We start from the raw sequence: 24,816 nt of genomic DNA, 5'->3' as shown, positions 1-24,816 counted from the left end.
CGATGACGGTGTGAGTCCGAAGGAGTGCAAATCTCATGAAAATAATTCGGTACATTTTGGAGGCGTGACCGAGTGGTTTAAGGTGCCGGACTTGAACTCCGGTGATTCGGTAATCAATCCGAACCGTGGGTTCGAATCCTACCGCCTCTTCTAAAGAATCATCCGATATACGATAACCATTTCTTTATCGTTTTATTCATATAAGAGGCCACCGAGAAATCGGTGGCTTTCTTTGTTGACAGCGGAAATGATATTTACTATATTGTAATTGACATTCTCACGGATGTCTCCGTCGAAAGACCCACGTTATTATTTGTCAGGATGGCCACCGAGAGATCGGTGGTCATTCTGTTTACATCCAAACTGTATTTTGCTATATTTGTTTCAACAACAAAGGAATACCTATGCAGCATACAGAAGGTACTTACATTCTCCCATACATCGACGGCGACAACAAATTTACACCAGTGGTAAATATGAGGTCGTCCATCTTCCTCGCTGGCCCTTGCCCTCGTGAAAACTACGGCGAAGACTGGCGTTTCGAAGCGGCGACAATTCTCCGTCGTCTCGGCTTCAAGGGAAACATCATTTCTCCAACAAACGATCACTACATGGAAATGCGCAAGAACTACGGTCTTGAAATGCTCAGTCAGCAGACCGAATGGGAACGCCGCATGATGCATACTTGCTCTGCGCTCGTGTTCTGGGTTCCGCGTTCCGAGAAGTGGCCAGCCTTTACGACCAACGTAGAATACGGCGAATGGTACAAGAAGGAAGGCGTGTTCTTCGGTTATCCGGAAGGCGCTATCAAGAACGAATATCTTGAACTGAAGCTTCAAGAACAAAATAAGACGGCATACCATACTCTTGAGGACATCCTCAAGGCCGCCATGGATCACATCTACCGTCCATCTGACAGTTACTTCACGGCTGACACGCACTTCGGCCAAGAGCGCACTCTGCAGCTTTCTCGCCGTCCGTTCGCCGACGTCGAGGAAATGGACTTGACGATGGTCTCCAACTGGAACAAGCGTGTCCCAGAATCTGGAATCGTGTATCACGCTGGCGACTTGATCGACCCGGCGCAAATCGACAAGTTGTCGACTGTACTCAGCAACCTCAACTTTGCTGAACTGCACTGGGTTCTCGGTAATTATGACCGTAAGGTCAAAGAACAGATTCTTGACGCAATTAGTAGCGTTGGACTGGAAGACCGCCAAATCTATGTGTATGACGTTGACAATCCGTGTTATGTCAACCTCAAGAAGGAAGACGGCAAGGAAGTTAAGTTCCGCGTCATCCACGAACCCGCCGACTTCGAATATCACGACGACATCGACGTCACGTATTTGTTCGGCCACATCCACGGTCGTTCCTTCGCCAAGCGCAACGGTTTCGACATCGCTTGCGACTACAGCAACTATACGCCGCTTTCCAGCGAACAGGTGCTCTGGTTCAAGAATGCCATGCAGTACTGGGACAAGAACGTGTACTGCGACCGCGTTAACCGTGTTTCCGACACGGTCGAATACACGCTTGACGCGACCGAGCGTTCGTATCACTGGCCGAAGCAAGCTATCAGCAGCTTCATGCGTCTGCCGGAAGAACAGCGCCTTGTCACGTTCGGCAAGCAAGAGACGACCTATCCGATTGCGGAGATTGACTTTGCAACCGCCGTCGGCACTGTAAAGGAAATCACGCCGGACAACAAGCTGGTCATCAAAATCAATAAGGATTATCCGCAAGGCCGCGTGATCGCCAAGATGCTTGAGGATAAGCTCCCAGTCAAGTATTACCTTGCTGGGGCCGCAGACGGTTCCATGATTATCGAGCGGGATATCAAAGATCCTAGCGCGACGATCACTGAAGCTCAGCTCAAGTACGAATAACCTAGTACGGCTTGCCACTGCAAGCCGTTTTTGCTATATTGGCCGTTATGAGTTATTCTATAGACGTATTTGTCGAGAAGAAGCCCAAGGGAGCCGCTACATGGCAACTAGTGGGCTCCAGTGCGCTGATGGAATGTTGTCAGCACCTTATCATCAACGATGACGACTTTGACCATAGCGATATCGACGGCGACGATTTCTATGATATGGACGAGCCAGTGTCCGACGGTCTACAGAAGTGCTTCGAGAACGGCATCGACGGATACATCGTTCGCGAATGTTCTCTTGATGAATACGAGGCGCGTTGCAAGAAGCATGTAGATGCCTTCGAGGATTCTCTGCGCGTAGGATTTAAGGCGCTCGGAATTGCTTGCGACATGAACGACTACGGCGACGTGCTTGATTTGCATAGGGAATCCAACAAGAAGTACACCGCCGACGGAGATATCCGAAAGGGATATAACCAGTTAACTTTCCCGGTCGACAAGAATTTGTTCGTTGAATTGAACATGAAGACGGCTCGATACAAGAAGGCCCTTATGTGGCTTGGCTTGATGTTCCATATCGTCGAGGAACGTGACACCGAATATCGTCTGGTGTTCGTGAGGATTTACTAATGAAAGTTTTGAGCTTGTTTGATGGCATCGCGTGTGGACGTGAGGCTTTACGACAACTGAATATCTACGTTGAGCGCTATGTCGCCTATGAGATAGAGCAGAGCGCGATCAACATCGCATTGAACAATTTCCCGGACATAGAAGAACGCGGCGACGTGTTCGATGCCGACTTCAAGGAGTTCAAGGGATTCGACTTACTAATCGGTGGAAGCCCTTGTACTAACTGGAGCATAGCCAAGGCTGGGCATGGACGCGAGACGACAAATTCTGGTATAGGTTGGGAACTGTTCTCGCAGTACATCCGCGCTTGGAAGGAATCTGGGGTTCCGTACTATCTGTACGAAAACAATGCATCCATGTCCAAGGAAATCCGCAACGCGATATCGGAAGCGTTTGGACACGAACCGCTTGAAATCAATTCGGCCTTGGTATCCGCGCAGACGAGAAAGCGCTTGTACTGGACGAACATTCCTGGGGCTTGTGTACCAGAAGACCAAGGGATAAAGCTGTCCAGCATCATCGAGCACGGCGTCGTAGACCGCGAGAAGTCATTGTGCTTGGCTCGCCGCTACGCTGGCTTCCAAGGATCGCAGTCGTACCTCTGTAGACGCTATTTCGGCAAGTCCATGGGGCAAGCAGTGTTCGAGGGCAATCCGGCCAATCTGAAGGCGCTGTATCTGCAGAACGACCGTTTCACCGATGAAGAAGGCGAGGCGACTGGCTGCATAATCCGCCCGATGACCGTGACCGAGTGCGAACGCTTGCAGACCTTGCCGGACGGTTACACCGACGGTGCTGGATGTACTCGCGTACAGCGCATCGAGGCGATCGGAAATGGCTGGACGGTCAATGTCATAGTCCATCTGATGAAGTCGCTGGAGTCGTTTAATTACGATTTGGGCCCAGCTCCGATCGAGGCTGGGTTCATCTACACACCGTCTCGTCTGGACGTGGTTGGCGGTTTGACTGACGACGATGTCAATGAGCTTTCCGATACGTGCGAGGTGTGCGGAAAGCCTATCAAACACATCAAGAACGCGGTCGTGGACGTGAACGAGAAGCTGCACCCGATTTGCATTGACTGTGAACTGGATTTAAGGGCTGGCTTACGCCTACGCGACATGATGGCCTCTGCCAATGTAGGCACGGTAGACGCGCTACTAAGATGGATTGAATCAAACAGACACCTCGTAGACAAACCGGAGTTCATGCGATGATTGACGAAATGCTAGACAAGGACGACGCTTACAGTCCGATACGATTCTCTCGTAACTATTTCGACGAGCCGACTAAAGTTCAGCCTTACTGGATCAGCAAGGTATTCGTGAAGAACATGTTCGGCATTGGTCGCAAGGAAGGCACTGCCGAAATCGACTTTCTCGGAAAGCCAGCGCTCACCGCACCCAACGGATATGGAAAGACGCTTCTGTTCAAGCTGATTAACGCTGTAATGGAAGTGGCCAACGGACGGTATCCAGACACGCTGGTAAAGCTGTCGAAGACGATAGTCTCGACCGAATGGGACACCCACACGAACTATCATCATCTGTTCGACGAAGTCGCCGTGGAGACGGTTGGCGGACATGTCTACCGCATTGTCACTGAGGACTATTCCACCGCGTCATACGTCTTCGAAAAAGATGGTGAACCGTATGCAATCCGTGATGGAAAGTTCGACGCGATTGTTCCGCCGCAGCGTTCAGAGACGGCTGGTTGCTATCTGTTGCCTACTGGCAGACTTGCAGCGCCCGATGCGTACATTTACGACATGCTGTGCAACTGCGGAGGAAAGGTGAATTACACTTTCCTCAACAAGTGGTACAACTTGATGATCCAAGGGGTCGACGTCGACGATCCGACGGTGGATCCGAACCGTGTCATGAATCGCTATGTGGATATCCCTTATGACGAGAACAAGACCTATGCGGCCAACTGCAAGGAGATTGTCGCATGGATGTCCAAGCGCCAGTTGAGCCATGGCGAGGCGGAACTGATGATGCAGCTTATGGCGATGATCAGCGGCTGCAAGGTCGTGCTGATCGACGCCGCCGAAATCGGTCTTCATCCGTCCACTCAAATCGACTACATGCGCTTGCTGTCCGCGATGTACCAGAAGGGCGTACAAGTGCTGTTCACGACCCATTCGCCGTCGATGTTCGACTTGAACTTCTCTTATTCGAACGACTTGTTCGAGATATTCGGCGACGACTCCGACGAATAGTTTTGGCATTACACGAGCTGACGGTGGCGCAAGGCGAAAGCTTTGCGCCATTGTTATAAACTATGAATGAATTTTTCATAGCACAGGTACCAAAATGCTAGAACCAAAACAGATGTTTACAGCGGCCATGGATCGTCTGGCCGAAATCTACGCTAACGAACCCGCAAAGCTCGAAGCGATGAACCTCACCAAGGAAATTGCCCTCGAATCGTTCGGCGACGTCGGCGGTCTCTCCGGTAGCATTGGCACTGAAACGGTCAGCTCGAAGCGCAGCCGTCCTCAGACTTACAGCAATGCACCGGGACTTTCCTCTATGCAGTCTCCGAAGCCGAATGCTCGTTCGCTTGCTGGCGCAATGACGCTTATCCGTAAGTGGGCTAAGAGCGATCCGGTCGGCTGCCAGAAGTGGGTCAACGACACCCTCATCAAGGACATCGAGAATACCGCAAGCACCAAGTTCAGCAACTTCAGCGACGACTGGAAGAAGGCGTTCGATGACGAAGTCAGCGGTGCTGCCGACAAGCAGCGCGAAAAGCTTGCTGCTGACCTTGCCGCCAAGAAGGAGAAGGACGACCGCAAGGCTGGCGAGAAGTTCGCGAAGGATCAAGAAAAGGCATTCTGGGACAAACAGAAGGCAATGGAAAAGGCTGACAAGCACCAAGCTCACGTAGACGCCCTCAACAAGATGGACGCTGAAGACGCCGAGTATGAAAAGGCTCGTGCCGACATCCAGAAGAAAGGCGGCGATCCGGAAATCTACAAAGACACCAAGAAGCGCGGTATGTTCAACAAGCTCGGTCGCGGATTGAAGCGCATGTGGCACTCTCTGCACGAAGCTGCTGAACAAGCAATCAAGGATGGCGACATGGCCAAGCTGGAGTCGATCAAGGCCCAGATGCTCGAAATGAAGTCGCTCTTCGAGGCTGCTGGCGTTGACTTCGACGCTGTGATTATCGGCTAATTCTAGTCGAAAACCGCAATTTGACGATTCCGAGGACGCTCGGAATCGTTTTTGTTTACTATTTTTTACAAGAAAATGTAACAAAACTATTGACAAAAATGAAAATAAGAGTTAATTTAATACCAGAACCAAACAACAAGAGGTAGATTTATGTTCAAGAATATCTTCAAGCGCTGCTGGATCGCCGAAGAAGTCGTCCGTTACTTGGTATCGCTGCCGCGTTTCTTCCGCGTGTCCTATACCGTCGACGTCGGTGGACGCAGTGTCAAGTTCCCTATCCGAGACGAAGACGGAAATCTTTATGAATTTAACCGCCATGACCGCAGAGTGACTGGCATCGTGGTGAATTATCAAGACAACGACTATGGCTGCGAAACGTACTATGTCGATGACATTGTCGATGCCAAGTGCATTCCGTACATGAAGGAAAAGTTCGACAAGCTGTTCGAACGTTTCCCGGTGTCCAAGGCGAAGATCAAGGCCAAGCACTTGTATGACATGCAGTGCAAGCTCCGCAAGGAAATCGAACGTGTCACGAAGGTTGTCGGCGCATACGACGGCAAGGACATTGTCTATAATCTGGGCGCACTTGATGACGCGCACCGTAACAGCATCCTCGATACCGTGCGCCGTTTAGGCAGTGACTGCGTGTCGACTACCTTGTTGATCACTGTATCTGGTTCTACCGACGAGGAAATCGGCGCTACTTTGAATGAACTCGCGATGGTCGATGCCGCCGAAATGGAAAAGTTTGTCCAAGCGGCTGGCGGCGACGACGAGAACGACGGCGACATCGAGTGCATTTTCCCCGAAAATTAACAGTTGCCAACGTCATTGGATTTTCCTATATTTCTATTACATACGAAATAGAAGGACAAATCCATGAAAACTTTGAGCAATCTGGACTACATTAACCTCTTGGAGAAAATCCGCCAACGCGCATTTGACGCTTCGGCAACCTCGTTAATAGATTACATCGACGGTCAGATCGATGCCATCCGAATGATGGGCGATACGCCGATCAATGGAATTCCCGGCCTGGACAATACCATTCCGCGCAACTTGGTGAACGAAGGTTCCACGGTGGCTACCATTACTCCGGTAGCAACGCCGACGCCAGCACCGACGCCTCGCTTCCGTGGCGCTGACATGTAGGAGGTCGGTATGCCGGAGAATATTGTTCTCAAGCTTGTTACACCGACGAATGTTGACTGGCAGTCTTGGCTTGACAACCTTGAGATGCCGCATGGCGCTTCTCTTAGCGATAGCGAGGCAGTAGTCGGTGCTATCAAGGCCGCCTTGAAAAAGCAAGGCCATAATATCTTATAGAATTTGTTGTCTGGTTCACCGGATGCGCTTGGCGGCGCATCCGGCTTTTCGTGTTTTTTGCTAAAGGAGAAAAGATGGCGTTACACGATGACTTTTTTGGGCTGTCGCTCTTCGACATGCGAAAGTGCATTGCGGAGAAGGCAAAATGCAAGACGCAAGATGCAATACCAGCCGCGCACCGATTACGAAAGAAGGTCGGTGCGCTGAAGGGTAAGACAAAAGAAGACAAGCTTGATACATTACTAAAAGCTACTGGTCTTACCAAGAACGCATCGGCCTACGACCTACTTAACGGATGTCTCGATATGTGGTGGACTGAACTGAAGTCCGCCATCGAGCCGTATGACCGCGCCGCACACGAGACGCATCCTCGTGCGCTTCCTATCCGCCGTAAGTACAAGAAGGCCACAGAATACTGGTCTAAGTACAAGTTCTCCAAGAGATCCGAGTTCGACGCCGTGCTGCAGAAGTACAAGTGCAAGGACGTGGAGTTTCCATACCTCACCGTCGTCGGAACCTTGTTCGAAGTGCAGCTCGCCAACAACAGCATCAGCGAATGGCCGTTGAAGTCCAATGTGTTCGACATCAACGACGAGGATCCAATCGAGGAACTTGGCGACGACATGGACGCATAATAGAGTAATTTCTGCATCATGATTATTTACATACCACCACAAGCACGAGAAAACGTATCCGAGTTCCTTTCGGACTTCGAGAATACGCTGATCGAACTCGACGTCCCGGTGTGGAAGGTCGCGCTTGGGGGCTTATTCCTTGTAGCTCTCTTTGTGGGAACGTTCATCGGTATGTTTCACCTCATGATGTGGTTATTATGAAGATTTGCGGTATAGACCCTTCCATGAAATCCAGCGGACAAGTCGTCATGACCCTTGACGACGATACGCTCGATGTTGTCGATATTCAGTTCTACGGTTATACGCATACCAAATGTTATGCGATCGACGAAGGCAATGTACATATAACATATCTGGGCAGTTATGAATCTTGTCTGACTCGCTGTATTCCGGATCGTCAAGAGCAGACGTTCGGCATTATTAAAAGCCATCTGGACGGCGTGTCGTTTGTCGGCATGGAAGACTACGCTACGTCGAAGGCGAAGAAGGAAAGCGGAAGCATATTGCAGATCGCCGAGTTCTGTGGCGGCATACGCTACATGATGTACACGATGGGAATCGGCATCATCAACTTCGGCATCGGCCAGATCAAACGATTCGCCACTGGCAACGGTGACGCTGGCAAGCCAGACATGTGCTTGTCCTTCTTGCACGAGTATCCGCAACTGTATCCGTCCGACATCTTCGCCAAGCTGAAGGAGTTCGAGTCTCCGCACAACGACTTGTGCGATGCGTTCTGGATGTGCGAGATATTGCGCAGCTGCATGAAGCTGGAAAAGTTTGGGCCCCAGTCTCTTGACGAAACCAAGTACGCTTTCTTGACGACTACGGTGACGAAGGGCGCTCTGTCTCTGGCGGAATCTCCTCTGATGAAGAAGGGAGTTCCGTACGAGCCAGTAAGGAAGAAAAAGAAATCTAAAAAGAAAAAGGAAAAGAACAATGACTAAAGCAGAAGAATTCAAGCAGAAGGCTGCGAACGCTCGCAGCAAGGCCCCGGCAGTCCTCAAGTACGAGGCTTTGCTGGAAGAGATCGATACGGCGGCCAAGGCTGGTATGGTGGCTCTCCCGCAGACGAAGTTCACCGTCGAAGGTCTGAAGTACACCAGAGGCGGCTTCGGCGGCCTTGACTATCAGGCGCTCTACGACGACCAAGAAGCTGTCTATGACCTTCTCCGCAAGGACGGCTTTGACGTGCGTGAATCGGATCCGGATGTGCCGTCGACCCTCGACATCAATCTGACTCAGGAAGCTCGCCAGAAGATCGAACTGACCAAGATGATGATCGAGAAGGAAGTTCTCATCATCTGGGACACCGAAGAGTTTGACAAGTAATTGTAAGCAAACTTTTACACGAAAATCCAGCAAAAACGCTGGATTTTTGCGTTTTTGGCCCAACTGTCAGATTATGACATTCGATTTAAACTATATTTCTCTTTACAAAAACGAAGTTAATTACTATAATTATCCTAGAGGTACATAATGAATACTATCACATCTTCTTACAAGATCTCGCAGGGCTTCTGCGTAAACGAATACGAACTAAAGGACACCGACGTCAAGGACGAAGTCAAGGTTCGCGAACCCATCAACCACGTCTTCTGCTGCGACATTTCTGGCAGTATGTGGCGTAGCCTTCCCAAGATGCGTGAACAGTTGAAGAACCGTCTCTCGTCCATCGTCGAAGAAAACGACACAATTTCCATCATCGTCTTCGCAGACCCGGAAGACTGCGTGGTCGTCAAGGAACATGTACACTGCAACAACGCACGTGAACTTGCCGAACTCCATAAGGCTATCGACCGTTTCTTGGTCGATCAGGGCTGCACCGACTTCTATACGCCGCTTGAACTTACTCGTAAGCTCATCCGTCCGAAGGAACGCTACAACTTCGTGTTCTTGTCCGACGGCTACCACAACTGCTGCAGCTACGACAAGGTCATCGACTCCCTCAACAAGCTTGCTCCGGAAATCGCCCAGTGTACCGTGATCGAATACGGCTACAACGCTGACAGTGACCGTCTTTCCCAGATGGCAGAAATCCTCGGCGGTTCCAAGATTCCGTCTGCCGACTTTGACGAATACGTTCCGATCATGGAAAACGTGTTCAAGGGCGGTGCGGTCGCACCCAAGGTCAAGGTGTTCGTCACTGCCGACGTCAAGAACTTGATCAAGCCGATCGTCATCTTCATGAACGAAGGTACGAGCCAGGTGACTTCTGTCGTTGTTGAAGACGACGGCTACGCACTTCTTCCGACTTCCGTCAAGAAGTTCTGGACGGTGACTCGCAAGAACAGTGCGGTAACTATCAGCCAGAAGCCGATCGACATTGACGGTTTCTACGCTGTCGCCTACATCCTTGCCGACAAGCTTGAATACGACCTCGTCGAAGACTTGCTCTACTACATCGGCGACAAGAAGTTCATCAGCCAGTATCAGTCTTCCTTCGGTAAGCAGAAGTTGTTCGTGTTCCAGAACGACATTGCCGCTGCCGTGTTCGACAAGACGCTTCGCGGTGAAATCGATCCGTCCTACAAGGCTTCCGACGACCGCTATTGCGTGATCGACTTCTTCAACGAATTGTCGACCAACGAAGACAACCTCGTCCGTGTCGCTTCCGAAGACTTCAACTACAACCGCATCGGCGCAAAGTCCGTCGACAAGGTTGTCCTCACCGACGAAGAAAAGAAGGCTCTCGCCGAAGCCAAGTCTGCAGCGGCTGCCGAAGCCATCCTCAACAAGGCCAAGGAACGTCAGGTCAAGATGACCAAGATCGACAAGGGCTATCCGCTCGATTCCTTCGTCTGGAACGAAGACCGCGCAAACCTCGGCGGCCTCTTCAACATCGAAGTGGAACTCGAATTGCCGGAAAACAAGTTCGGTCTCACCAAGGTCAACTCCACCATCTTCCGCAACTATACCATCATCAAGGATGGTATCGTGAACATTCCGGTGCTTCCGTTGATCATCACCAAGGACACCCTCAATGCTATCAAGAAGCATGACGGCGTCGTGGTGACTGTCCAGAAGGAACTCGACAACGGCATGACTCAGTGCTTGGTCGATATCTCCGCACTTCCGGTCATCAACAAGAAGAAGATCAAGGGCGCTAAGAAGGCCGAAATGACCAAGCTCGCCTTGAACCTCACCGACAGCAAGTTCTGCTTGAAGTACCTCAAGTCTCTCGTGACTAAGGCTGCTCCGGCACCTCTCAGCGAAGGTTACACGCCGGAACAAGCCGACTACCTTGCTTCCCTCGGCATCACTTCCAAGGGCTACAATCCGCCGAAGGAAGCTGTCAAGGACGGCGACTTCTACATGGCACCGACCATCAACTCCGCCTTCAAGGGCTTCTCGTCCGAACCGAAGATCTCCGACGTTCTCGACAAGGTCAAGGGTGGCAAGAAGCTTACTCCGTCCGTGGAATACATGGCCGCCGTCATCAAGCGCGTGGACGAATACCTCGCCAAGAACTCTACCGACGCTAACCGTGAAGAAGTCATCAACCAGATGATCGCCGACATGGAAGCCGACAAGAAGAGCTTCGCTCGTCAGCTCGCACAGATGAAGTTCGCAATGTTGGTCAGCCGCAAGTGGTTCGAAGGTTCCACCAACTTCGACGACAATACGGATACGATCCATTCCCAGTACGGTCTGGACATGTTGATCGAATACCGCTTCGTCGACAAGAAACAGAATCTTTAATACAACATATTCGGTTCAATCACAATCAAGGGGTTCGGCTATTGCCGAGCCCCTTTCTTTTTGCTATATTTGTTGGCATGAATGAAGACATGACTATCAAAGGTGGCCAGTACATGCCGTTTCGTTCGTCCGTAATCATGGACATGAATGGCAATGTATCTGAAGTCCACAACATGAACGACTGGATCAAGGACACGAAGACTCGCGTCCTCAATATTACCCACGATGACTTGGACGGAGCAGTAGCTGGTATCGTTGTGCGCAACGTGTATCCGGCTTGCATCACTGTCCGTACGAACTACAGCGGTCAAGTGTATCGTGACGCCATCGACGCTATCTCGAAGCCGGAGACCTATGACGCTATCATATTCAGCGACTTCAGCCCGGACGACAATATGATCGACGCCGTACACGCTGTACGCAAGCCGTACTTGGTAATCGACCATCACCAGACCGCCATCGTGCGACCAGATGATCCGTATGGCGAATATTTCGTCAAGGAAGGCCGTTGTGGCGCTTTGCTGTGCTATGACTACTTCAAGGGCATGGCTGACTTGGAAAAGCTCTATCAGCTGTGTGTGGTGACGAATGACCACGATCTGTGGCTGAGAAAGATGATTCCGATTTCGGACGATCTGAACACGCTTCTGTACGAATACGGCTACGAAGAATTTATGACAAAGTTCATGAACGGTCTTGAACCAGATGGTAGCCTTCCGGACGACGCTCGTTCTATCCTCGCCAACCACGAGCATGAGGTGGAGGAATACATCGCTACGTGCGTCCAGCACGAGCTTCCGTACAACGGCCACTACATCGAGTGCAACAAGTTCAATTCCGACATCAACATGCGCATGACGCCGAAGTACGACTGGCTAGTCATGGCTGGAACCGACGGCGTAGACCCAGGAATGACAAAGCTGTCCTTCCGCACGAGGCGAAAGGACATCAATCTCGGTCAAGCTATCAAGGAATTTGGTCGAGGCGGCGGTGGCCATCCAGCCGCAGCTGGTCAAGTGATTCCTACGGCGGAACGTGATGAATTCATCCAGCAGTTGGGTGACAAGTTGTTTGGGGAAAAATAAGAAAAGCGGCTCGATTGAGCCGCCTTTTCTTTTAGAATATCTCGGTTAAGTCTTCTGGATCGTCGAACAGCATGTCGTCCTTCGATACGGTAATGTCTGACCAATCATCGAAGTTGATTTCGTCAGCAGTCGGCTGCTTCGGGTTCTTGGTGGGGTTCGGAAGAGTATTCTTGATCCTTTCGGTCTCTATGTTCGAGTAGATATCGTCGGTGATTCCAGCATCTTCTGGAGCGACATTGACTTCTGGACGAGCCGTCATTTCAGTCATTTCCATCAAACCGAACACGCCACGGATCGAGTTGATTTCGTCGCGTTCAGCTTGGGTGGCCGCTTGCGCTTCAAGCTGGGCGAGCGTGTCAACGAACGTGTTGTCGGAACCGAACTTGGCGACATAACGGCCACGTACGTTGTTGATGATGTCACGTTCGGCTTGTGTTGCTGAAACGGACTCCAGCATTGCGAGAGATTTCATGAAAGTCTGGTTGACCATAGTATATCCTATTGATTCTGATTGCAGTTTATCAATTATTCGTGGAGATCGTCGGCTGATTAAGATTTGACGTTACGTCAATGCCAGTTTCTGCCTCGAAGGCATATCGGGCTATCTGGGGAATAGACTCTTTTACAGACTCGCTTAGTCCGTCAATGGACTTCACATAGGAGTCGAAAAGGCCAAAACTCTCTTGAATATTCATAAAACTTACCGTAATTGGTTCGCATGCAGTTTATCACTTGTCGAGTTAAGGGATATTTACTATATTGGGCGGTATGAATAATAAGCCACTTGATAGATTGGATGCGATTACACTGCATGGCCTCATGAGAGCCATCATGTCTGCGCATTTTGAGGATGCTATGGACGCCAAGGCCAGTGTCACTGAAGGGTTCGGCTGGTCGCCGGATGACTCCAGGGCCAAGGCGCTTGAACAGTCCCTATGTACATTGTTCCAGTGCGTCGATAAGTCGATGGCGAACGGAACGCTTACTCCGTTCAAGGGCGACTATATCAAGTGGCTGGAAGACTTGGGATTGATCTCTCCCAATACGAAGCAAGGTGTAGGAAATGCACAGCAAAAGCAGTGATTTGATGAAGCGCGAGCTTGCCGAAGCCGCTAAGTCGGTGACTGAAATGTCTGCGACTATGGCTCGTGTCAAGGCGTGTAAGGCGATGTATGTACTTGATTCTACCGTCCGTACAGTAGTGGACGGCCAGACGGTTGTTAAGCGCATGACGACGTACCATCCGACGAAGAAGGCGGCGTTCATCCGAATGTCCGAACAGTATCGAGAAGTTACCGGGAACGCGCTCACCGGGCGTGACGACTTCGTACGGTTCGAGACGGATGACCAGTCGGTGGTCGCAATGTTCGAGATTTACAAGCCAGCGGTAGGGTAATGGAAGAGCAACAGCAACAGCCTCTGCCGAAGTTCACTGTGGACAACATGTTGTACCAGATGTGCGTCAGCAGTGCATGGCGAGAGGAATTCGACGTGAAGTCGGCCACATATACGGAATACTGGCCGAACGGCGAGATCCGTATGCGCCAATTCGAGACGGTCGATATCCCTATGGATACCGAGCTTACCTTGATGGAAAAGTATTCCGCGCTCGAACTGATCCAGAAATATTTTGATAATGATGAAGTTGTCATATCCGCAATGAACAATCACAACATGTTTGCGACCCGTAAAGACGGCGATAAAGTGATTGTGCTTGGATGGAATGACCGAAGTAGGTAATTATGGCTAAGGCACCAGAAATTCGCAGTTCTATTGTTTTCGATGAAGTAAATGCTACGTTAAACCGTGTTCAGCTAGTGATGAACAATAGCGATGACCCAGTCGAAGTGTTTGTAGCTGCCCAAGTGAGTAATGTATTGAGCAATGTGATTGCCGACGTAGGAATGCTGTTGATGAATCCGTCGCTCGACGCGACTGCAGAACAGTTCGTGAAGGCACTAAAAAAGCAGAATTCTGAAGAAAATCCCTTGCCAGAGGACAGGTGATTTGCTATATTACATAGCACATCAAAATGAACATCTAACAAGGAAATCTTATGGCTGAAAAACTTTCTAAAATCGGTAAAAACTCTGTTGTCGCACTTGCTATCGTCGGCGCGATTTCCGTTGTGCTTACGATCGTCCGCGTGGTCGTGGCTCGAAAGAACGAACAGCAACTCAAGGCCGAACTTGATACAGCGAATGGCGACACTCAGGAATAGCCTAGTTGAATGTGTGTCCTGTGGGGCGGCGGTCTTTGACCGCCGTTCTTTTGTTTGTTGTAAAATTTCATAAACGGTGTACAAATCACGAAATAATTGCTATATTATGAGTGTGGCTGACGAAAGTATCATAAAAACGATAGATAATGAAGTTGAAAAACTTACGAAAAGCATCCAAGAGGGGCAACCCTTACACATGCGCGACGAGCGCATGGCTCCGGATGACGGCTACGGGAACTACATCACAATAGTCGAAGCTCAAGTTACCGACGCGATACAGTATGAAAAGAAGGCGGCGGTCGCTTCGCTCAATGCTTTAAAACGAACCTTACTGGATAATGGGATATGACTGAAACTGAAGAAATACTTTCGTTTACTGACAAGCCGTTCAGCGGATTACTACGATATCTGCTGTCGCACGGCTACAGGTCTAACGGCGGCCAGACAGACCGCGCACACAACTTGAACAAGGTCGTGTTTCTAGCCCACGACAAGAGTAAGCACCTCAAGGTGACTGTATGGCACATGTGGCTTACTCCAGATTCCTTCGGAATCTCGTCGCCGGGCTTAATAACGGATATCGACGTAAAGGATCTCGAACCAAAGGAAGATTTGACAAATGTTCGGACTAATTGACGACTTGTGGGACAAGTATCGCGACGACGTCGCGTCAATCGCTGGAAATATTGGCATCGGAAGCGATACGCCTAACGACAAGCTTACCATCTTGTTCATCGCATCGAAGTGCGGCATCATCGAGATCGAAGGCGACAACGCCAAGTATGTCGACGACATGATGAAGAAGAACGCGACGACTGGCCACATCGAGGGCAGCGTGAAGTCCGTATTTGATGACCCCGATTTTAAGGCGCTATTCTAATGCACGTGAAGTACGAACCGACAAAGGATGTTGTTCAAGCCGTCGAAGGCGTGACGCCGCAAGCGGAGCTTGAACTGCATGTATTTACCGACAACAAGGACGAAACCTTCGACGAGGCCATGCTTCGTGCGCTGCGTTCTATGCAGCTGCAGCTGAAGGCAAGCGGCGTTTCCGATCCGATGATCGACAATACGGTGAAGGCTGCGGTTCCTATGTTGGCCGTGCTTATACGACAGATAAAGAAGAAAACGGCAAGCTACCGAGAATCTAATTTTCCACACTAACAACAATCCCAGGACACCACACACATGACAGCAAAAGCGATTCGTGATCGGTTTCGTGACGAATACCATCGTGCTAAACTCGCAATACCAACCCGTGACGTAGAGGCGGTCTACGTAGAGCAAGCCAAAAAGGGCAACAAGGCCGCACTGCGAATGCTTGTAAACAAGTACATTCCGTTCTTGTACAAGATGGCAAAGAAGCTCAGCGACGCCTCGTACAATCTGACCGAGGACGAAATGGTGAACGCTGCCGTGTTCGGTATGCAGAAGGCCGTGGATGCTTTTGATCCGACGCTTGGCATCGCCTTCTATACGTACTATGCGCCGAAGGCCATGAACGAAATGCGCAAGGCTGGATTCGATAGCTTGCTGGTGCATCGACCGGAAAACCAGCTCAAGTCCAAGGACGTAAACAAGGTGTCCGTTGCGATGGTCGACATCGAGAAGCACAACGACCACGAGCTGTCCATCATGGATAGGCTGTCTAGCGGAATCGCCACCGATCAAGAGACCAAGGACAACGAGAACAAGGCTCTCGTGGACGAGTTCATGTCTCTGCTTCTCCCTACTGAACATGACGTAATGAGCCGTATCTACTTGTATGACGACGAGGACGTGACGCTTCGCAGCGTAGGCACCGACATTGGCGTGTCTCACGAACGAGTACGCCAGCTCAAGGCGTCCGCTATCCGCCGCATCCATAATACTGCGAAGTACCATGACATGATGGCCGAACAGGCGTATCTCCACAACGAGGCGATATGAGAAACGACGACGAACTTCTGCAGCTGATCCGAGCCGACAAGCGCAAGAAAGTGGATCCGGTTCATATCGAGCTGAATATCTTCCCAGATAACATGGGTGCCGACCATGAGGTATTCGCCGAAGAGCGAGTCGATCTCGATGTCGCTCGGTTCACGATGGATCAAGAGTCCATCGTCGCCCAGATCAAGATCGCTACCAAGCTGGACGAATTTATCCGCAATCTGGAAAAGCTGCGCAGCAACTACGTCAAGCAGCTTGCGGTCGCCTATGGGCCTCTTATGAAGGAATTCTATGCCCAGTATAGCGCCGCATACCTCAAGAAGACTCCGGATCTGTTCGAAATGCGCCAAGTAATGGCGCATATCAGGACGTTTGCGAAGGAACTGGCCTTGCGTGAAGACAAAGATGAATCTATATTTGACGCTAGGCGTATTGAGCGCGAACTTGCTAATTTGACGGAGGAACCCGATGGCAGTAATGATTGATGGAAATAGCGTTGTGCGGCTGTTCGAGAACAACTTGTTCGACTACGACAAAGACCGCCAGTTGATGCTGTATAACGAGAATGGATTGAGCTTGGAATTTTCAGTACCTTGGCTGAGCCTTGAGGTTGGTAAGACGTACGACCTCGCGAAGGTACGTGCGGCGCTTGGTGAAATGATGCGCAACGTAAGCCACACCGAGGCTATCCGCAAGAAGATGGACGATCCGAAGTTCACCGAAATGCTGTCAAAGGAAATGACCGCATTCGGCATGCAGCATATTCAGGATACCGAGACGTTCGCTTACGAAGAAGACGGCAAGTACCTTTTTGGGGTCGAGCTGGAATACATCGTCTCGCTTCTTGTGATAAACGAAGGAGAAACAGTCACGTCGTTGCTGACCGCAATGCGTGACGATGCACGAGGTAAACGCGATGGGAAGAAAACCGAAGAAGCAAATTAACGAGGAACTGCTGGACGATGGTCTCGAACAGACGGCGGAACCGATTGACGAAACACTAGACGAGGAACCGGAAGATGTCGAAGAAACACAAGAACTCTCGTTCGGAGACGACTCCTACAGACGACTTGGAGAAATCCCAGAACTCGACGAGTGGAACTAACTCAATCAGAAACCTTGGGGCCACGCTTACGCCGCACAAGTACACGGCGACGTACGTTCGAGCTGGCACCCTTGGAAAGACGAAGAACGCCTTGCTGGTCATGTTGCGCGACGAGCAAGACCACTTGCTGTGCGACCACATCTGGGTAAAGTACTGCAATGCCTTCAAGCGTATGAACGCTGGCGACTTGATGTCATTCACGGCTACGCCGTACCGATACATCAAGGGGTACAGCGGCGATAACCATGCGATGTCTGATTTCTCGGTAGATGTCAGTCTGACGGATTTCCGACAAGTTCGAGTGGTAGGGCACAACCCGGTCGTCGAACAGAAAGTAAATGACCTAAAACAAAAATTCGACGAAGAAAAGGCTCGACAATAGTCGAGCCTTTTTTAATTGTTGTAGTCCTAGACTAGCGAGCCTTACGGAACTTCTTGTCGACAGCCGTCTGAACTGGTGCGTACTGTTCAGTTGCGCTAAGTTCGTCGACTGCGCTGCGGAGGTCTGCCGTAGACGTGTCATCGAATTCGGCATGTGAACCGTAACGGCTACCGAGCTCGTCGTTCTGATAGCGAAGGTCGTTCTTACAGTAGGTGATGACGTTTTCGGCAAGCTCGTTGTACGAGGAGTCGTTCGTCGTCTGCTGTACCTTGCCTCTGGAATTGTCTGCCATGAAGTCCATGATGTATTCGTAAATGTTGCACTTGTTGAGTGCAGCTACGATTTCATCATGAGCCGAATTGTCGTCTGCTGCGTCTGCGGCTTCGGCTTCGGGCGGGTTCATGTTGTCAACAACTTGGGCAATGGAATGGTTGAACGTGCTGATCAGACGATTCAACTTAGTGTGCGCTGGGTCGCGCTTGTTGTTCTTTGCAGCCTCGTAGCGTTCCAAATCGGCACCGCTGAACGGTTCGATAGCGGCTACGATTGCAGCGGCAATCTTGGCGTTGTAGTCATCGGCCATGCCGTCCTTTCTCAAGACGTTAATGAGGTCGTTGATTTCTGGCTTGGTGAGGATGTTATATGTACCAGCCTCATAGAAGCCGCTCAAGCGAGACAATACGCCCTTGCCGTTCTGGTTGTCGAGCGCAAGGAAGTTGGCGACTGGTTCGGACAAGAAAGTGTTTTCCTTGGTAACCAATCCGCGCTTCTTGGCATCCATGTACAAGCAGTACATAGCGACCATGTGACGGTTGATGATGCCCATGTCGCCACCACCGATAGAGACATCCATCGACACCGACTGTTTTTCTGGTTCTTCGGTAATGTAGATTCCGTTAGACTGAAGGTTGTAGCGTCCCTTGACTTGGAGCAAGAGTTCCCAAGTTGACCTCAAGTAATTGGCAAGTCCAGTCGGGTCTGACACGTTCTCGAAGTTGATAGACTGGGTTTTGTCCTCAGTGTTGATCTGGGCGTCGATGAAGTCGCGGCTAGGTTGTTCTTCTGGTTCCGGTTCTGGTTCCGGCTTGACCTTCGGCTTCTTGGTAGCAGTCTTCGGCGTTGCAGCCGTCGGAGTAGTGGTCGGCTGTTCAGTAGCGGTTGCAGTAGCGGTCGGCTGTTCAGTAGCCGGGGCGACCGTAGTTGCGGTGCTAGCGGCTTGCGTCGTGGTCTTTGCCGAAGACCTTGGCGGACGCTTGAACATGTTCGGAGCAGTCGTCTTGGTGAACTGGGTAAATTTGTTGTCGACGAAGTCATTGAGGACTTCCTTATAGTCGACGAAGGTATTGAAAGCGTCCGGCGAGATACCGATCTTGGCCATGTTCTGCTTGGTCTGGTTCAAGTCGCTGATGACGGCGTCGTCAACCATGCCGTCTTCGCCACGCCATTCGTTGCCGAGCACGATGTTCTTGATTTCGTTGTAGAAATCGTAGTCGGACTTCTGTTCTGGTGTAGAACTGATGATGGTCTTGAGGGCAGTGACCTTCGCTGGGTTGATGTTCTGTGCGAAATAGTCTGAGCTGCGCAACACGGCTTCAGCGGCCTTGGCAAGTTCGGCAACATAGGAACCAAGCTTGGCACGGCTATCGTCCGAAGTCTGGCTGGCTTGGGCAGTCTGGTTGGCTTGGGCAATCTGGTCTTCAAAAAGGATGTTGAAGATCTTGTTGACTGCTTCCATGTAAATTGCGTTGTCACTTGTCGTGATTTCGGCAATCTTGGATTCAAATAGGTTCATTGGATTACTCCGAGGCAATTTGATTTAAGTTTATCACATTTTTTAATTCGAAAATTGATAAACTGCGGGTATCGTATATAAGGTCTATTATGCTGTCGAATATCCAATTTCGCAAGTTGCTGAACAAAATTTTGAGACTGCCAGTCTGCGAAGCTACTGGCGCTACCATCAAAAGTATTCAGAAGCTGGCTCAGCCGGGAAGATTTTATGCCGATGTACAGTTTGGCCCTAACGCCAAGAATACTTGGCGCATCACGGCGGCTAACGACAAGATGATAATGGTCGACATGAACACTGGCTTTAGGGTTCCGGTCAAGTACAATGCCGAAACTCTGGAATTGGATCCGCAATGCGTTGAACTCATCAAGAAGGTGCTGGTTCCGCTTCAGTACAAGATAAGCGACGTCGTCGCTACGATCGCGAATGCGGCGGCCAGCTTTGATAAAGACCGTTCGGAAACTTACAGCAAGGTATATCTTCCTATCAGCCAATGCGTAGACGATTCCGGAAAGCTGAACTTGTCTGTGGTAATCAATGGACAAGACAAGGTTCAGTTAAAGGACATTGCGAATAATCCGATATTGAGCAGCCCGATTACGGCAGTGAACCATCTTACTTTGGACATCTACGGCTACCTTCCGCAAATCAAGCGTGACGTGCCGTATTTCCATCTCATTATTGACGACGGACAGCTGGCCGTGTCTCGATACATGTTTGTCGGCGGCAAGATTCAGCGTAGTAATGTGGTAGACCGCATTGACATCAACTCCGCAGTTTCTGCTGACAAGTTCGATGCCGAGCATCCGTCATTGCATGACCAGTTGACAAAAGCGGTAGAAAACTGGCACATCGGCCAGTATGATGCCGATTCCAACGGTAATGTTCCGAAGCGCACCCTCAAGGATGTTGCTCGCGCAGCGTTCGGATATGTAGGCGCGTTGAAGAGAAACAAGAAGAACGTGATTTACTGCCCGGCCAATGACCCTATCAATGTACCAGACGGATTCATCGCTGGATACGGTATCGACGATTTCTATGACTGCTATCCTAACACAAACATGGACATCAGCGTATATGTGGCTCGTTCATCTATCCGCAATGTCTGCATTACCTATGCTTCCAAGTTGATGGGCAATATCGCACGAATTTATGTCGACGTCGATTTGAACTCGCTTGAAAATCCGAAGGACTTGAATGACCGCAAAAACATATTCCTCGTCGCATCTCCGCTATCTAAGGCAGCTGTGGCTTATAACAGCGGCGCTGGCAAGTTGGAGACTGTCGATGGTTTGAACATTGTCAGTGCTATCTGTCTTGTTCGTGAGTTGATTGCATTGGCGGCATTCATGAATGACATCGCATTGCTTGTCAAGCACAACACCAGCGATATCATGCGAAGCGAACGCAATATCATGGACGAGGCTAATGCTATGGTTACGCAGACATTTGCTGCGTCGCCGTCTCCAAGTGTTCCGGCCAGCGGCAAGATTAAAATTACGTCTCGTACGAACAACATTAAAATTGTTATCGACTGCGCCGTTGTTCGTTCTTCGGATGGCTTTGTTATTGATTACAAGATCCTCAGTGGTGACACTTCCAAAAACGCATGGCATGTATTTGACAAGAACGGTCTGTCGATTTTGGAACAAGGCGAGCGCTATGATGATGGCGACACGACCGTCAATCTGGGTATGTTGCTTACCAAGAACATCCGTCAGTTGTTCGCAACCAATGTGATGCACGATGCTCGTGGCCGTGTCCTTCCCAGCAGCGCTAACCAGCAGCAGAAGGTATATAACGCAACTCGCTTCCAGAGCTACGACGACCTTGGCGGCGCATTGCTTGACGTTCGTGACGCGATTGTCAACACGTTCGGCCCAGGCATCATCGGTACTCCGGATGATCCGAGTAAGTTCAACAGCAAGATGAACACTTCGGACTACAACTCGAACGTGACGGTCAAGAACGGTAAGGACGAAAATGGTGAGGATGTTTACAAGCCGACTGCAGCAAGCTTTAGCTTGTTTGGTACTCGCGGTATCTTTGGCGGTGGCGGCGCGTTTACGGCAATGTACGATGAAAAAGGCGTTCCTCACGTTCGCTGCAGCTTCAGCAACGACTGGAAGGAAGTTACTCTGGATGGCGACCGTCTGTCCGAAGACTTCCTTCGTTGGTTCCTCTTGGATTGTCCGAACCAAGTCACGATTACTTTGCGCCGTGCGATAGAGAACGGCGACCTTGAGAAGACCGACGTGGACGGAAACATCATCTACAAGATAGATCCTCAAGTGGTCGAAATCTTGAAGTCTGGCTACGAAGGTGGCGAATCATCGGAGACGCCGTTTGACCGAGTGCCGAAAAAGAACTTGAAGGGTTCCGGTGCTGGCAAGATGTATATTCCGAAGTTCAACGTCGACGAGACCTATGACGAGGAAGATCCAGAAAAGACGCTTCGCGAATATGACGCAAAGCAGAAGCTGTACGACAACGACGATGATGACGAAGACGAGGATGAAGACTCGTTTGACTACGATAAAATGGGTGAACTCTTCTTCTAGCATTGACTTTTTCTGTGTAATGTCCTATATTTGGGACGTTATGCGCAAAATAATCCGTTAAAAACCTATATTTGGGACATTATGAGCAATATAGACAACATCAAGGAAACGAAGGCCCAGAGGGCCGCGAGGATTGCCGGAACTGGCAACGGTGCGACACTTCGCACCAGACTGGTTCTGGATAGGAAGAAATACTCACGGAAAATCAAGCATAAAGGACAATCCATCGCAAACGCGATGGATTTCGCTTTTATAGTGGACAATTTTGTGGGTTATTGCTATATTGTCCATCATGGAAAGAATAATATCAGATACAATGCCGTTAGGTGATCGTATCAAGTCGTACGAACACCAGTTCACTGGCTACACTATTGACTCGTCACTACCATTTATAGCTCGTGTGGACGGTAAGGCGTTCCATACCTATACAAAGCGTATGCGCAAGCCGTTCGACGAACGGTTCGTGAAGGCTATGCAAGAGACTGCAAAGAAGTTGACAGAAACGTTCGATCCTATTCTGTCCTATGTGCAGTCCGACGAAATCACGTTACTATTCAAGCCGACAGCGGAACCGTTCTTGAGTGGCAAGCTGTCGAAGATGAACAGCATCATCGCAGCGACGGCGACTTACTGGTTCAATCAGTTAATAGACCCAGAGACGCCGACCGTTGGCATTCCTATTTTCGATTGCCGCGTGTTCAACGTCCCGGATGAATGGGAAGCCGTCAACGCGCTTCGCTTCCGTTACCGTGACGCCGTGCGCAATGCGGTTAGCGCCGCAGCTCGATACAAGGTCGGTCACTCGAAGTGCAACGGACTGAATACCGACGAAAAGCTCAAGTTAATAGGCAGCGACTGGAAGGGCTATTCTGTAGCGGCTCGCTACGGTACTTTCTACCGTCGAGTCAATGTCGTGAAGCCAGTCTTGGTTGACCGCAGCAAGCTGAAGCCAGAAGTAGCCGCGAAGATTCCAGAGACTTGTATCCGTACCGAAATTCAGGAATACGAGGTGAAACTGGATACATCATGGGGTAATAGCCTTCCATATAAGCTTGAACCTATCTTCATGCCGTTAAACAGTCCGGCGGCTGGTATTGACTATATCAAAAATGCCACGGACGTTATCTTCCGTGGCGAGGACGCCGTGCTGTACAAGAACGGAGAAGCTACTGACGAGACTTGAATAGTGACTTCAACCATTCCATGAACTTGTCGAACCATGTCAGATGGACTTGTTCCTCGGCTGGTTCGCTGGATTCGACTTCGGCGACGTAAGGGTCGCCGTTTTCGTTTTCCTTGACGACAAATTCACGATGGACGACGTCGGTCTCCGGCTGTGGATCTTTCACGGCTGGCTCAGGGTCTTCCGCTGGCTTCTCTGGTTCTGGCTCCGCAGCGACTGGCTCGACTACCTTGTTCATATCGTCGAGCGTATCCTTTATCTGCAGAGTGAATTCTGGCGGCATGTCGTACTTGTCCTTGCGGACATTCGAGTGACAGAAGATTCCCTTGTACGCAACGGCTTCCTCTGCTGTATCGAACACTTCTCCGATCATTTCCTTGAAGGTTAGCGGAATGCCGTGTTTCTCGGACAGATACTTGAGCAAGTGCGCTACGGCCTTCTTCTGGATTTCCGTCATCTTCGCATAGTAGCAATAGCCACGGTACGAAACGAAGTCGACGTTGGCTGGATCCTTCGTGTAGAGGTTGCCGTATGCGTCGATGTAGTTGCCGTTCTGTTCCTTGTCCTTGAGTGGGCCGTAGTTGGAAATCTCGATGCCGATGGACTGCTTGGACATGACGGCGTTTCCGCCGATCGCCGCAGAACCGAGGTGATACGACCAGAAGGCGTCATCGAACAGTCTGTAGATGTGTCCGCTGCGGTCTACGACGTAGGGAACGGACATGTGGTTGTTCTCCTTGGTAAGTGACGCGACGTCGCCAGTAATCACGCCTACGGTGAAATGTAGGCATATCTGCGTCTTTACCGTTCGTGTCTGGTAGAAGTAGGTCTTGAAACCGGGAGAAATGGGGATGATGCTGAAACCGTCGCCGATGTCGATCGGATTTCCGGCGGTGAATTTCTTTCCGGACGAGTCCGTCAAGGTGGTAGCGAACTTTGATTCGCGGCTAGCAATCGTTTCTGGAGTCATGGCAAGCCTCCTTTGATAGCCGTTTATAAGAACGCGCATAGAAAACGACCACCCAGCGCCGCTATGCGCTTCGCGGAACTTGAAAAATAATTTAACTAGTTATATAAACTATATAAAAATTCGAACTATTGAACCATGTTTCAGCGGGCTTACAACGTCAGACTGTATCCTAACAAGCAGCAAGAAGTCTTGCTCTGCAAGACGTTCGGATGCTGCCGTAAGGTATACAACTGCATG

At 50.3% G+C, this 24,816-nt stretch carries 34 protein-coding genes and 1 tRNA gene; 32 read left to right on the top strand and 3 right to left on the bottom strand.

The features are described from left to right. The first annotated feature begins 58 nt into the window (after positions 1-58). The 15 genes from ACJMM9_RS02135 to ACJMM9_RS02065 all read left to right on the top strand — a co-directional run bounded on the left by ACJMM9_RS02135 (position 59) and on the right by ACJMM9_RS02065 (position 12,439). A tRNA-Ser gene (locus ACJMM9_RS02135) sits at positions 59-150 on the top strand. 254 nt (positions 151-404) lie between these two features. Next, the gene (locus ACJMM9_RS02130; protein WP_405323390.1) at positions 405-1,889 is read left to right on the top strand and encodes a nucleoside 2-deoxyribosyltransferase domain-containing protein; all 1,485 of its coding nucleotides are present in this window, start codon (positions 405-407) and stop codon (positions 1,887-1,889) included. Positions 1,890-1,936: 47 nt separating this feature from the next. Continuing rightward, complete coding sequence (locus tag ACJMM9_RS02125; protein ID WP_405323387.1) at positions 1,937-2,506, top strand: hypothetical protein; 570 nt, start codon at positions 1,937-1,939, stop codon at positions 2,504-2,506. Continuing rightward, positions 2,506-3,723: a DNA cytosine methyltransferase gene (locus tag ACJMM9_RS02120; protein WP_405323384.1), complete on the top strand. Its 1,218-nt coding sequence runs from the start codon at positions 2,506-2,508 to the stop codon at positions 3,721-3,723. Before ACJMM9_RS02125 ends, ACJMM9_RS02120 begins: the two co-directional genes overlap by 1 nt. Next, positions 3,720-4,727 carry an AAA family ATPase gene (locus ACJMM9_RS02115; RefSeq protein WP_405323383.1) on the top strand — a complete coding sequence of 336 codons (1,008 nt, stop codon included), beginning with the start codon at positions 3,720-3,722 and terminating at the stop codon, positions 4,725-4,727. Before ACJMM9_RS02120 ends, ACJMM9_RS02115 begins: the two co-directional genes overlap by 4 nt. A 94-nt stretch (positions 4,728-4,821) precedes the next feature. Next, on the top strand, positions 4,822-5,688 hold the full coding sequence (locus ACJMM9_RS02110) for a hypothetical protein (protein ID WP_405323381.1): 867 nt from the start codon (positions 4,822-4,824) through the stop codon (positions 5,686-5,688). A gap of 150 nt (positions 5,689-5,838) precedes the next feature. Beyond that, positions 5,839-6,507 (top strand): hypothetical protein, encoded by a 669-nt coding sequence (locus ACJMM9_RS02105; protein ID WP_405323379.1) that lies wholly within the window; start codon positions 5,839-5,841, stop codon positions 6,505-6,507. A 63-nt stretch (positions 6,508-6,570) separates the two neighbouring features. Continuing rightward, a complete protein-coding gene (locus ACJMM9_RS02100; protein WP_405323377.1) occupies positions 6,571-6,843 on the top strand; it encodes a hypothetical protein in 273 nt (90 codons plus the stop codon). 9 nt (positions 6,844-6,852) lie between these two features. Then, a complete protein-coding gene (locus ACJMM9_RS02095; protein WP_405323376.1) occupies positions 6,853-7,017 on the top strand; it encodes a hypothetical protein in 165 nt (54 codons plus the stop codon). Positions 7,018-7,091: 74 nt separating this feature from the next. Continuing rightward, positions 7,092-7,652 (top strand): hypothetical protein, encoded by a 561-nt coding sequence (locus ACJMM9_RS02090; protein ID WP_405323374.1) that lies wholly within the window; start codon positions 7,092-7,094, stop codon positions 7,650-7,652. A gap of 18 nt (positions 7,653-7,670) precedes the next feature. Further along, complete coding sequence (locus ACJMM9_RS02085; protein WP_405323372.1) at positions 7,671-7,853, top strand: hypothetical protein; 183 nt, start codon at positions 7,671-7,673, stop codon at positions 7,851-7,853. Further along, entirely contained in the window at positions 7,850-8,599 is a 750-nt protein-coding gene (locus tag ACJMM9_RS02080) for a hypothetical protein (RefSeq protein WP_405323370.1), read from the top strand. The genes ACJMM9_RS02085 and ACJMM9_RS02080 overlap by 4 nt, the downstream gene beginning before the upstream one ends. Continuing rightward, positions 8,592-8,984, top strand: coding sequence for a hypothetical protein (locus tag ACJMM9_RS02075; protein ID WP_405323368.1), 393 nt, complete (start codon positions 8,592-8,594; stop codon positions 8,982-8,984). The genes ACJMM9_RS02080 and ACJMM9_RS02075 overlap by 8 nt, the downstream gene beginning before the upstream one ends. 147 nt (positions 8,985-9,131) lie before the next feature. Further along, positions 9,132-11,354 carry a hypothetical protein gene (locus ACJMM9_RS02070; RefSeq protein WP_405323366.1) on the top strand — a complete coding sequence of 741 codons (2,223 nt, stop codon included), beginning with the start codon at positions 9,132-9,134 and terminating at the stop codon, positions 11,352-11,354. 89 nt (positions 11,355-11,443) lie between these two features. Next, positions 11,444-12,439 carry a DHHA1 domain-containing protein gene (locus ACJMM9_RS02065; RefSeq protein ID WP_405323364.1) on the top strand — a complete coding sequence of 332 codons (996 nt, stop codon included), beginning with the start codon at positions 11,444-11,446 and terminating at the stop codon, positions 12,437-12,439. A 31-nt stretch (positions 12,440-12,470) separates the two neighbouring features. Here the strand turns inward: ACJMM9_RS02065 and ACJMM9_RS02060 are convergent, their stop codons facing one another. After that, positions 12,471-12,929 (bottom strand): hypothetical protein, encoded by a 459-nt coding sequence (locus ACJMM9_RS02060; RefSeq protein WP_405323361.1) that lies wholly within the window; start codon positions 12,927-12,929, stop codon positions 12,471-12,473. 278 nt (positions 12,930-13,207) lie between these two features. Between ACJMM9_RS02060 and ACJMM9_RS02055 the strand changes: the two genes are divergently transcribed. The 14 genes from ACJMM9_RS02055 to ACJMM9_RS01990 all read left to right on the top strand — a co-directional run bounded on the left by ACJMM9_RS02055 (position 13,208) and on the right by ACJMM9_RS01990 (position 18,076). After that, entirely contained in the window at positions 13,208-13,522 is a 315-nt protein-coding gene (locus tag ACJMM9_RS02055; protein ID WP_405323359.1) for a hypothetical protein, read from the top strand. Further along, a complete protein-coding gene (locus ACJMM9_RS02050) occupies positions 13,503-13,835 on the top strand; it encodes a hypothetical protein (RefSeq protein ID WP_405323357.1) in 333 nt (110 codons plus the stop codon). The genes ACJMM9_RS02055 and ACJMM9_RS02050 overlap by 20 nt, the downstream gene beginning before the upstream one ends. Beyond that, positions 13,835-14,179, top strand: coding sequence for a hypothetical protein (locus ACJMM9_RS02045; protein ID WP_405323356.1), 345 nt, complete (start codon positions 13,835-13,837; stop codon positions 14,177-14,179). Before ACJMM9_RS02050 ends, ACJMM9_RS02045 begins: the two co-directional genes overlap by 1 nt. Positions 14,180-14,181: 2 nt before the next feature. Further along, positions 14,182-14,445 carry a hypothetical protein gene (locus tag ACJMM9_RS02040; protein ID WP_405323354.1) on the top strand — a complete coding sequence of 88 codons (264 nt, stop codon included), beginning with the start codon at positions 14,182-14,184 and terminating at the stop codon, positions 14,443-14,445. Between the two features lie 50 nt (positions 14,446-14,495). Continuing rightward, a complete protein-coding gene (locus ACJMM9_RS02035) occupies positions 14,496-14,660 on the top strand; it encodes a hypothetical protein (protein WP_405323352.1) in 165 nt (54 codons plus the stop codon). Positions 14,661-14,772: 112 nt separating this feature from the next. Beyond that, on the top strand, positions 14,773-15,009 hold the full coding sequence (locus tag ACJMM9_RS02030; protein ID WP_405323349.1) for a hypothetical protein: 237 nt from the start codon (positions 14,773-14,775) through the stop codon (positions 15,007-15,009). After that, positions 15,006-15,296, top strand: coding sequence for a hypothetical protein (locus tag ACJMM9_RS02025; RefSeq protein WP_405323347.1), 291 nt, complete (start codon positions 15,006-15,008; stop codon positions 15,294-15,296). The genes ACJMM9_RS02030 and ACJMM9_RS02025 overlap by 4 nt, the downstream gene beginning before the upstream one ends. Further along, on the top strand, positions 15,280-15,540 hold the full coding sequence (locus tag ACJMM9_RS02020; protein ID WP_405323345.1) for a hypothetical protein: 261 nt from the start codon (positions 15,280-15,282) through the stop codon (positions 15,538-15,540). Before ACJMM9_RS02025 ends, ACJMM9_RS02020 begins: the two co-directional genes overlap by 17 nt. Further along, on the top strand, positions 15,540-15,824 hold the full coding sequence (locus ACJMM9_RS02015) for a hypothetical protein (protein WP_405323343.1): 285 nt from the start codon (positions 15,540-15,542) through the stop codon (positions 15,822-15,824). The genes ACJMM9_RS02020 and ACJMM9_RS02015 overlap by 1 nt, the downstream gene beginning before the upstream one ends. Positions 15,825-15,848: 24 nt before the next feature. After that, positions 15,849-16,589, top strand: a complete 741-nt coding sequence (locus ACJMM9_RS02010) for a sigma-70 family RNA polymerase sigma factor (protein WP_405323341.1) — start codon at positions 15,849-15,851, stop codon at positions 16,587-16,589. Further along, entirely contained in the window at positions 16,586-17,074 is a 489-nt protein-coding gene (locus ACJMM9_RS02005) for a hypothetical protein (RefSeq protein WP_405323339.1), read from the top strand. Before ACJMM9_RS02010 ends, ACJMM9_RS02005 begins: the two co-directional genes overlap by 4 nt. Next, entirely contained in the window at positions 17,058-17,534 is a 477-nt protein-coding gene (locus ACJMM9_RS02000; protein WP_405323337.1) for a hypothetical protein, read from the top strand. The genes ACJMM9_RS02005 and ACJMM9_RS02000 overlap by 17 nt, the downstream gene beginning before the upstream one ends. Further along, positions 17,506-17,694 carry a hypothetical protein gene (locus ACJMM9_RS01995; RefSeq protein ID WP_405323335.1) on the top strand — a complete coding sequence of 63 codons (189 nt, stop codon included), beginning with the start codon at positions 17,506-17,508 and terminating at the stop codon, positions 17,692-17,694. The genes ACJMM9_RS02000 and ACJMM9_RS01995 overlap by 29 nt, the downstream gene beginning before the upstream one ends. Further along, entirely contained in the window at positions 17,609-18,076 is a 468-nt protein-coding gene (locus ACJMM9_RS01990) for a hypothetical protein (RefSeq protein WP_405323333.1), read from the top strand. Before ACJMM9_RS01995 ends, ACJMM9_RS01990 begins: the two co-directional genes overlap by 86 nt. Before the next feature lie 31 nt (positions 18,077-18,107). On the opposite strand, the gene ACJMM9_RS01985 is transcribed toward ACJMM9_RS01990, so the two are convergent. Next, the gene (locus ACJMM9_RS01985) at positions 18,108-19,868 is read right to left on the bottom strand and encodes a hypothetical protein (RefSeq protein WP_405323331.1); all 1,761 of its coding nucleotides are present in this window, start codon (positions 19,866-19,868) and stop codon (positions 18,108-18,110) included. An 89-nt stretch (positions 19,869-19,957) separates the two neighbouring features. On the opposite strand from ACJMM9_RS01985, the gene ACJMM9_RS01980 reads away from it, so the two are divergent. Both ACJMM9_RS01980 and ACJMM9_RS01975 read left to right on the top strand, forming a co-directional pair. Continuing rightward, positions 19,958-22,426 (top strand): hypothetical protein, encoded by a 2,469-nt coding sequence (locus ACJMM9_RS01980; RefSeq protein WP_405323328.1) that lies wholly within the window; start codon positions 19,958-19,960, stop codon positions 22,424-22,426. Between the two features lie 316 nt (positions 22,427-22,742). Then, a complete protein-coding gene (locus ACJMM9_RS01975; RefSeq protein WP_405323326.1) occupies positions 22,743-23,609 on the top strand; it encodes a tRNA(His) guanylyltransferase Thg1 family protein in 867 nt (288 codons plus the stop codon). On the opposite strand, the gene ACJMM9_RS01970 is transcribed toward ACJMM9_RS01975, so the two are convergent. Then, a complete protein-coding gene (locus ACJMM9_RS01970) occupies positions 23,593-24,579 on the bottom strand; it encodes an N-acetylmuramoyl-L-alanine amidase (protein WP_405323324.1) in 987 nt (328 codons plus the stop codon). The genes ACJMM9_RS01975 and ACJMM9_RS01970 overlap by 17 nt on opposite strands. 135 nt (positions 24,580-24,714) lie before the next feature. Between ACJMM9_RS01970 and ACJMM9_RS01965 the strand changes: the two genes are divergently transcribed. Then, on the top strand, positions 24,715-24,816 hold a 102-nt coding region (locus ACJMM9_RS01965; protein ID WP_405323392.1), incomplete at its 3' end, for a helix-turn-helix domain-containing protein.

The sequence above is a fragment of the Fibrobacter sp. genome, from assembly GCF_045112255.1.
Lineage (GTDB): Bacteria > Fibrobacterota > Fibrobacteria > Fibrobacterales > Fibrobacteraceae > Fibrobacter.
This window is presented reverse-complemented; position numbering and strand designations above follow the sequence as displayed.

Excerpts from the sequence above, each read along its gene's own strand:
- ACJMM9_RS02120 (WP_405323384.1), top strand. The coding sequence starts at position 2,506 with ATGAAAGTTTTGAGCTTGTTTGATGGCATCGCGTGTGGACGTGAGGCT.
- ACJMM9_RS02075 (WP_405323368.1), top strand. The coding sequence starts at position 8,592 with ATGACTAAAGCAGAAGAATTCAAGCAGAAGGCTGCGAACGCTCGCAGC.
- ACJMM9_RS02055 (WP_405323359.1), top strand. The coding sequence starts at position 13,208 with ATGAATAATAAGCCACTTGATAGATTGGATGCGATTACACTGCATGGC.
- ACJMM9_RS01970 (WP_405323324.1), bottom strand. The coding sequence starts at position 24,579 with ATGACTCCAGAAACGATTGCTAGCCGCGAATCAAAGTTCGCTACCACC.
- ACJMM9_RS02015 (WP_405323343.1), top strand. The coding sequence starts at position 15,540 with ATGCACGTGAAGTACGAACCGACAAAGGATGTTGTTCAAGCCGTCGAA.
- ACJMM9_RS02130 (WP_405323390.1), top strand. The coding sequence starts at position 405 with ATGCAGCATACAGAAGGTACTTACATTCTCCCATACATCGACGGCGAC.
- ACJMM9_RS02110 (WP_405323381.1), top strand. The coding sequence starts at position 4,822 with ATGCTAGAACCAAAACAGATGTTTACAGCGGCCATGGATCGTCTGGCC.
- ACJMM9_RS02025 (WP_405323347.1), top strand. The coding sequence starts at position 15,006 with ATGACTGAAACTGAAGAAATACTTTCGTTTACTGACAAGCCGTTCAGC.
- ACJMM9_RS01975 (WP_405323326.1), top strand. The coding sequence starts at position 22,743 with ATGCCGTTAGGTGATCGTATCAAGTCGTACGAACACCAGTTCACTGGC.
- ACJMM9_RS02040 (WP_405323354.1), top strand. The coding sequence starts at position 14,182 with ATGGCTAAGGCACCAGAAATTCGCAGTTCTATTGTTTTCGATGAAGTA.
- ACJMM9_RS02020 (WP_405323345.1), top strand. The coding sequence starts at position 15,280 with ATGTTCGGACTAATTGACGACTTGTGGGACAAGTATCGCGACGACGTC.
- ACJMM9_RS02095 (WP_405323376.1), top strand. The coding sequence starts at position 6,853 with ATGCCGGAGAATATTGTTCTCAAGCTTGTTACACCGACGAATGTTGAC.
- ACJMM9_RS01980 (WP_405323328.1), top strand. The coding sequence starts at position 19,958 with ATGCTGTCGAATATCCAATTTCGCAAGTTGCTGAACAAAATTTTGAGA.
- ACJMM9_RS02125 (WP_405323387.1), top strand. The coding sequence starts at position 1,937 with ATGAGTTATTCTATAGACGTATTTGTCGAGAAGAAGCCCAAGGGAGCC.
- ACJMM9_RS01990 (WP_405323333.1), top strand. The coding sequence starts at position 17,609 with ATGTCGAAGAAACACAAGAACTCTCGTTCGGAGACGACTCCTACAGAC.
- ACJMM9_RS02090 (WP_405323374.1), top strand. The coding sequence starts at position 7,092 with ATGGCGTTACACGATGACTTTTTTGGGCTGTCGCTCTTCGACATGCGA.
- ACJMM9_RS02070 (WP_405323366.1), top strand. The coding sequence starts at position 9,132 with ATGAATACTATCACATCTTCTTACAAGATCTCGCAGGGCTTCTGCGTA.
- ACJMM9_RS01985 (WP_405323331.1), bottom strand. The coding sequence starts at position 19,868 with ATGAACCTATTTGAATCCAAGATTGCCGAAATCACGACAAGTGACAAC.
- ACJMM9_RS02050 (WP_405323357.1), top strand. The coding sequence starts at position 13,503 with ATGCACAGCAAAAGCAGTGATTTGATGAAGCGCGAGCTTGCCGAAGCC.
- ACJMM9_RS01995 (WP_405323335.1), top strand. The coding sequence starts at position 17,506 with ATGGGAAGAAAACCGAAGAAGCAAATTAACGAGGAACTGCTGGACGAT.
- ACJMM9_RS02080 (WP_405323370.1), top strand. The coding sequence starts at position 7,850 with ATGAAGATTTGCGGTATAGACCCTTCCATGAAATCCAGCGGACAAGTC.
- ACJMM9_RS02000 (WP_405323337.1), top strand. The coding sequence starts at position 17,058 with ATGGCAGTAATGATTGATGGAAATAGCGTTGTGCGGCTGTTCGAGAAC.
- ACJMM9_RS02085 (WP_405323372.1), top strand. The coding sequence starts at position 7,671 with ATGATTATTTACATACCACCACAAGCACGAGAAAACGTATCCGAGTTC.
- ACJMM9_RS02060 (WP_405323361.1), bottom strand. The coding sequence starts at position 12,929 with ATGGTCAACCAGACTTTCATGAAATCTCTCGCAATGCTGGAGTCCGTT.
- ACJMM9_RS02115 (WP_405323383.1), top strand. The coding sequence starts at position 3,720 with ATGATTGACGAAATGCTAGACAAGGACGACGCTTACAGTCCGATACGA.
- ACJMM9_RS02010 (WP_405323341.1), top strand. The coding sequence starts at position 15,849 with ATGACAGCAAAAGCGATTCGTGATCGGTTTCGTGACGAATACCATCGT.
- ACJMM9_RS02005 (WP_405323339.1), top strand. The coding sequence starts at position 16,586 with ATGAGAAACGACGACGAACTTCTGCAGCTGATCCGAGCCGACAAGCGC.
- ACJMM9_RS02035 (WP_405323352.1), top strand. The coding sequence starts at position 14,496 with ATGGCTGAAAAACTTTCTAAAATCGGTAAAAACTCTGTTGTCGCACTT.
- ACJMM9_RS02065 (WP_405323364.1), top strand. The coding sequence starts at position 11,444 with ATGACTATCAAAGGTGGCCAGTACATGCCGTTTCGTTCGTCCGTAATC.
- ACJMM9_RS02105 (WP_405323379.1), top strand. The coding sequence starts at position 5,839 with ATGTTCAAGAATATCTTCAAGCGCTGCTGGATCGCCGAAGAAGTCGTC.
- ACJMM9_RS02100 (WP_405323377.1), top strand. The coding sequence starts at position 6,571 with ATGAAAACTTTGAGCAATCTGGACTACATTAACCTCTTGGAGAAAATC.
- ACJMM9_RS02045 (WP_405323356.1), top strand. The coding sequence starts at position 13,835 with ATGGAAGAGCAACAGCAACAGCCTCTGCCGAAGTTCACTGTGGACAAC.